Source organism: Sphingobium sp. C100, from assembly GCF_000508185.1.
Taxonomy (GTDB): domain Bacteria; phylum Pseudomonadota; class Alphaproteobacteria; order Sphingomonadales; family Sphingomonadaceae; genus Sphingobium.
The window spans coordinates 1-6,537 of sequence record NZ_AYOY01000052.1 but is presented as its reverse complement, the minus strand read 5'-3'; the positions used below and the strand labels follow the sequence as shown (position 1 = coordinate 6,537).

At 52.9% G+C, this 6,537-nt stretch carries 3 protein-coding genes and 2 pseudogenes; all 5 read left to right on the top strand.

What is annotated here, in order from left to right:
* A pseudogene (locus C100_RS29940) lies at window positions 1-788 on the top strand (hypothetical protein); the annotation flags it as partial.
* Between the two features lie 414 nt (window positions 789-1,202).
* The gene (locus C100_RS29935) at window positions 1,203-4,505 is read left to right on the top strand and encodes a hypothetical protein (protein WP_161633898.1); all 3,303 of its coding nucleotides are present in this window, start codon (window positions 1,203-1,205) and stop codon (window positions 4,503-4,505) included.
* Entirely contained in the window at window positions 4,492-4,977 is a 486-nt protein-coding gene (locus C100_RS29930) for a response regulator (RefSeq protein WP_024018725.1), read from the top strand. Before C100_RS29935 ends, C100_RS29930 begins: the two co-directional genes overlap by 14 nt.
* A gap of 5 nt (window positions 4,978-4,982) precedes the next feature.
* A complete protein-coding gene (locus C100_RS47760) occupies window positions 4,983-6,206 on the top strand; it encodes a 5'-methylthioadenosine/S-adenosylhomocysteine nucleosidase family protein (protein ID WP_161633897.1) in 1,224 nt (407 codons plus the stop codon).
* Window positions 6,207-6,377: 171 nt separating this feature from the next.
* Window positions 6,378-6,537 (top strand): annotated as a pseudogene (locus C100_RS47755) (recombinase family protein); the annotation flags it as partial.

Sequence of the window (6,537 nt, the reverse complement as noted above, 5' to 3'; positions counted from 1 at the left end):
CCCCATCTGTCATGGCCATTCTGGAATCTGACAGTCCGGTTGGTGAATATAGCCGTATCGCCGACGAAGTTCTGCGGTGCATGCCGAATTCCCGGCGCTATCCAAAGCCGGCAGCGGAAGCCGTTCGTTCCTTTCTCATGATCCGCCTGGGGATCCATCTCGGGGTACGGCAGCGCAATATGCGCGAACTCCTCTTCTGCCCGCGAGACGAGGCCCCTATGTCTGAACGGCAGCTTGAAATGCGTCGATGTGGAGAATTGCGCTGGAGCAACAAGGATAAAGGCTGGGAGGTGTTGATTCCCGCCGCAGCCTTCAAAAATGCCACGTCATCCTTCTTTGGTAACAGGTCGTTTCGATACATGTTGCCGGACCTCGGCGACCTCTATCACTATATTGAAGCCCATATCCGCGTCCATAGAACGGTGCTGCTCGGCGAAGCCTGCGATCCTGGAACCTTCTTCGTCAAGACCGCGAAGTCGACGAGCCAGAATGCTGCCTATGGTCAATCGAGTTTTTATGAGGCCTGGCGCCTGACCATCCAGAGATATGGAATCTATAATCCTTACACGGGACGTGGCGCAATCCGGGGACTTTTGCCGCATGGTCCACACAACATCCGGGATGTCCTGGCCACGCATGTTCTCAAGGAGACGGGGTCCTACGAGCAGGCGGGCTACGCCATTCAGGACACTGCAGATGCTGTTGCCCAACATTACGGACGCTTCCTGCCGGAGAACAAGGTTGCGCTGGCTGCCAAAGTCATCAACCGGGTGTGGGAAGCGGCGTGAGGGCGATTTGTTGACTGCCTCTGGGACTTTCGCGACGGTCCGCTTCGAGACACGACCCTGACCTAAGCGGACATTGTATTGTCCCATGGGTGGTATGCCTCAGGGCTTATCAAGCCTTCGATCTCAATTTCTGCATTTTACAAAGGTTCAATTTCTTGTTCTAACTCATCTCGACCCGCGTCGACGAATGTCTTACAATTATCGTTTCTCCAAAGAATGCGGTCAAGTTGGGAGGAAAGGCGGGGGGCTTTTACGGGTATGATGTTGAGTACGAAGACGGATAGCACGCAGGCTTTTATACAATTTCAGAATCGATTTCGTGGCTTGATCTCACAATTCAGATCTCGCCGATTTGTCGAGAACCAGCGTGTTCTACCACATCGCGTGTTCCGTTCATCATTTCAGGATCTGCTGTTGGACGCGCGTGCTGCCATCAGCCCCAGTGAATATCGCCCTTACCTCGAATGGTTGGCAGAGCAAACTCAGGCGCAGCTTGGTGATCTTACAAGCATTCCGACCGGCTATGATGATCTCACAGGTATCTATTCCAAAGCTCCAGCCATATCGCTTGAGTATGAACTATTATGGCTCACCGAGCGATTTAGGACTGAAGCGCAGAAACTGAACTTGTTCAACAAAGCAGTGGCACTCGTTCAGCAAGCCGCCTTCGCTGGCGAATATGGATCTGCAATCGACGGGATTGACGCTATCCAAGAAGCGCTCGGCGTCTCCCTTTGGTCTGTCCAGCTACGCCTGGCGCTTGAACATCTGGCCGGTGGACTGGAACGGCAGAAACGCTATTCAGCGCAGTTACGTAATATTCATCGTGCTGGGCTGCTTAATTTCACCGTCTATCATACTAGCGTGCGAAATGAAGATCGCACAACCTTGTCCAAATTTCTTGATGATATCGACCAGCGCATAACAGGGCTGACGCAGCACAGCGAACCGACAAAAACTTATGACCGATATCGTCTCAAGAATGAATTCCCTAACACCGACGAGGGGCTCGCCGAGATTTTGCGCGTTGAGCAAAGTCACGGCATAACTGACATTTACGAGACATTTGTCGCTGTACTGCAAGAGCTTGTGCGGCGTCAGCCGGACCCGGAACGGGCAAAGCTCATCGTTGACTGCGTCGCCAGCATAGACGTCGATGATTTCAGACTATGGAAAATAACCGAAATTCTCGATTCAACACGTCAGTTCGCCCTGCCTGTCCGGATCACCGAAATTTCTGACGCTTTGTTCGAAGGGCGCTTGTACCGCGCGATGCGCCTCGCGTGTCGCATCACATCAGACGATCCTTGGGAGTATATATATGCAGGCCTGGCGCTGGCATCCGCCAGCCGCGAGCGTGATCCGGTCAGTGCAAGGCCGACAGAGGTCGCCGAGCTGATAGCACGGGTGCAACGCCGATCCAACGGATCGGAAGATGCCTGGGCTCAACTGACCAAGCTCGCTTTGAACCTTCGTGGGCTCCCCTTGGCTGCAGGCCTATTTGAATGCCTCATGCAATTACGCCGGATCAGACCTGACCAGCCATGGCAGCCTTGGTTGGTCGGGCTCAATAGCCCCTATCGAGGCATTGAGGACCGGTTATGGGGGTATGGATGCAGCCGTGATGACAGCGCGTGCAGTCCCACTGATAAGGCTTGGTACGAAGCTTCCTGCCCTGGAGCCGACACAGCAAAATCCTGTCGTTTGATCCGAGCTATCGGCCATATTGATCGCGGTGAATATGGGCTCGCTGGCGATGCGTTGGCAGACTTGAGTGACACATGGCCGCAATCTCTACGGAATTTAGGCGCGCTGGTGCAGCTTCACGTCTTTTGGGCTCAAGGCATGCGGCAGGAAGTGATTTCTCTCATTGCGAGTGAGGGAACACGCAGCCCCATGCACGCGCGGTTTCTGCCCGTCGTTAGCGCTTTGAAAAATTATCTATGGAAAGATTTCAAAGCTGTAGATCGTTCACTAGCAGCACCTAACGCGCTCCATCTTCTCTGGTCAGAGCAGGAGACAAGCGAAACTGCTTCAATGATGCGCTTTGCTACAGGCCATGCGTTGCGTCGGTTGGGCGTAGCGCGTCCCTCTGATCTGCAGTTCGGGTTGCTGAGTATCGATCGACATGAGCTCATCTACTTTTTTCGCAAGGTTTGTGTACCCGGTATTCTTGACCTTTCACGGCTGTTTTCAGGTACGCGAGCCATTCTTGAGGAAAGGCAGGCCATCTGTGGCTTGCTCTCTCGGTTCGACGGCAAAAATCTCGAAGTCTATCAAAGTGAAATCATTCTGATCGCCAACGATCTCGAGATGGACGATGGCCGTTGGATTGTAGACAGTACGCGTATCCATGTTGATAGCGACGGCCTCATGCGCTGGGCATTACGTGAGCTGGCGGAAGATTACGGGCGATATCGCGATCTGGTGGATATCGATGTATTGGGACCGCAGTCGTTCGACGACGTCCTTCAGGAGATTGAACGAAATTCTGCTAACAAAGCCGCTTTCGTCCCTGACAATGAAGCCGATGCCGTGCTTGTCAGCATATTGAGACGCCTTGGTGAAGAGTTTCTCACTAATGCGGCCTTCGGGCTCGACTTCTATCTGTCGAAACGTGTTCGCCATCAAAGTTTCATAGGGCTCATTCGCGGCCCTCTCGAATTTGCTGATCTGATTACAACGCGAGAGTCAGAGGCTGGTGAATATCATCGCAATAACGTCTGGCTCAATCGCTTTGATCATGCTGATGAAAGAGCGCAGCGTGAAATTGACAGTGCTTTGCGGAATTTCGCCATAAAGTTTGATGAGATACTAATGCAGGCAAAGGACGCTTACTTTCATCTTCGTAGCATTGAAAAACCCCAAGGGATGATACTTCTGACGCTTAATCGTAACATGATAAGTCTTGCTCGAGCTCTAATCAGGCTAGATTTAAATTTTTCCGAATTCATTCGTGTTGTTTTGCCCATATTATGGACTGGCATCGAAAGTTCCCTATCACAGATACGAACTTTCATCACCGACGACATGAAATCTCGCATAATTAACGAGTTCGATATCGTGCGAGCGCGAATTCGCGAGCTGGCTGAGCAGGACGGTGCATGGCTTGAGTTCGATGCTACCATGGGCGGCGCTTCCAGTGAGGTGCAAATCAAACTCGATGAGGTCGCGCAATGGTTCGTACATGCAGATACGCTAAGGCAGCATCGCCTGTTCTCCCTCGAGCAGATACTCAAAATCGGTGTGGACACTGCGTTGAAGTCACAAAGAGGCTTCTCCCCGCAAATTAGCCAGAACGCACAAGGCGATCTCGAGCTTCCTGCCTCCAATCTCGTGTTCGTCCATGACGTCGTGTTCGTCGGCTTGGGCAATGCACGCAAACATTCTGGAATGAAATCGCCAAAGGTGGATGTGACGGCACAATGGAATGAGGCGGATTCGACATTGTCACTTGTGGTCGTTAGTGACTGCCGCCCCTCCTTTCGCGCCGACAAGGAGCGGCAAGCCAATGTAATCCGCAAGATGATCGAGGAAGGATCACATGACCGCCGGACACGAACAGAAGGGGGAAGTGGCTTTGCCAAGCTGGCGGCGGTCGTTACGCAATCAGATCGCGGATCAATCAAGTTTGCGTTCACGGCCGAAGGGCGTTTCCGCCTTGATGTGACCTACGAGGTGCGTTTGTCATCGGGAGGTGCGAGTGACGACAATTGAAACAGCCATCCTGCTGGTTGAGGATGAGGCTCCCAAGCGACGGCATATCGAGAAGCTTCTTAGTGAGCTCACCCCGCGCGCGATTGTTTTGTCGGCACGGTCCGTCAACTCTGCGCTTGATGCGCTGGAAACTTCGGACATAAATCTATTAATTCTCGATATGTCCTTGCCCACCTTCGATGTGGGTGAGCGTGAACGCGGCGGTCGTCCTCAAGGCTTTGGTGGAACAGAGGTTCTCCGGCATATGGCAATGGCAGAGATAGTCTGCCCGACCGTAGTAATCACAGGCTATGAAGGCTTTGTCCGCGAAGGTGGGAGCACGGTTGATCTCGCGCAGTTAAGAGCCGAACTGATCGACGAATTTCCAGAGGTGTTGCGGGCGGTCCTACACTACAATTCGACCTTTGACGAATGGAAAACTGTCCTCGCTTCGACACTGGCCGAGGCTGGCATCACTAGGAACTCGCAGTGAGAATATTGATCGTCGATGACCGTCCGAAGCGTTATGACCGCTTGATTACGGCATTTTCCAAAATTGGCATTAATCGGAACGAGATTGACCTTGTTAGTTGTACTGTTTCTGCGCGCGAGAAGATAGAACAGCATAATTACGATCTTCTCATTCTGGATATTCTCATACCGTTGTGGCCGGAAAGTGAAGAGTCGATCCAGCATTCCGCCGACCTTCTTTTTGAGATTCGAGAGGGTGAAGTATCTAACCCACCGCGTCATATACTGGGGATAACAGCTGACCGGGAGGTCGGCGCATCGGTACTTCGGGATTTCGAGGCGTACACATGGACCGTTTTGGAATTTTCGGCGGATAATGACGACTGGGTCAATCGCGCTACCAACTGTGCACGATATTTGCTCGATCAACTACAAATCGCCAACGGTCCGAGCGAGAAGCCAACCGATATTGCGATTATCTGCGCTTTGGCGAAACCAGAAATGGAAGAAGTGCTAAAACTGCCATGGAACTGGTCAGCATCGCGCCCAATCGATGACATGGTTTTCGTGCATGGCGGATGGTTTGAATCGGGTGGCAGGACTCTCCAAGTCAGTGTGACATCCGCGCCGCGCATGGGAATGGTTTCTACGGCTTTGCGGACAGCGGCTATCGTCGAGAAACTCAAGCCCCAGCTTGTGGCCATGACCGGAATTTGTGCAGGGGTTCGTGGGAAGGTAAAGCTTGGAGATGTGCTCTTTGCAGACCCATCTTGGGATTTCCAGAGCGGAAAGCGTGCTCGAGACAAAGAAAATACTCAGTTCTCCATACGTCCCCATCAATTACCCGCATCGGCGCAGGTGCGCAGCCATATCGAACAGTTGCGCGGGGACAGAAATGCCCTTGGAATGATCGCCACGGAGTTTGAAGGAACGCCTTCCGGTGTACCTCAGATACACGTCGGCCCTGTGGCATCAGGATCCGCAGTGCTTGCCGACGGTGAAGTGATCAAAGAAATTCGCACGCAGCATCAAGAATTGATTGGCGTTGAAATGGAGATCTATGGCCTGTTTGCTGCCGCTCAAGCTGCATCCCGACCACATCCACAATGTTTCGCACTCAAAGGCGTATGTGATTTCGCAGATCCGGACAAGGAGGACGGACATCAACATTTTGCCGCTTATTCCAGCGCCCAAGTTCTACGTGTATTGCTGGAGCGCTATGGGCATAGACTGGTCGTCGAAAAGGCGTAGTCGTTTGCGGAATGTATGGCGGGCTTCCGCCAGAAGACATTATGCAGAGAGGCTCTCATTAAGCGGAAGGTCCGCTGTTAGGGATGCAAACTTGGCATCTGAATGACGACCAAGGGTCGAAAGCCGAGATGACCGCTACGCACTCCATTTGCTTAAAGAGATGCGCAGCGGCGGGCGCTGAAGGCGACCGGCTGCACGCGCATTATCGAGGAGCGCGCCAACGGACGTAAATCACGACCCACGCTGACGCGACTGCTGGGCCTCCTGCGTCCCGGCGACACGATCACCGTCATTCGCTTTGACCGGATCAGCCGTAGCCGTCCGGTTGGTT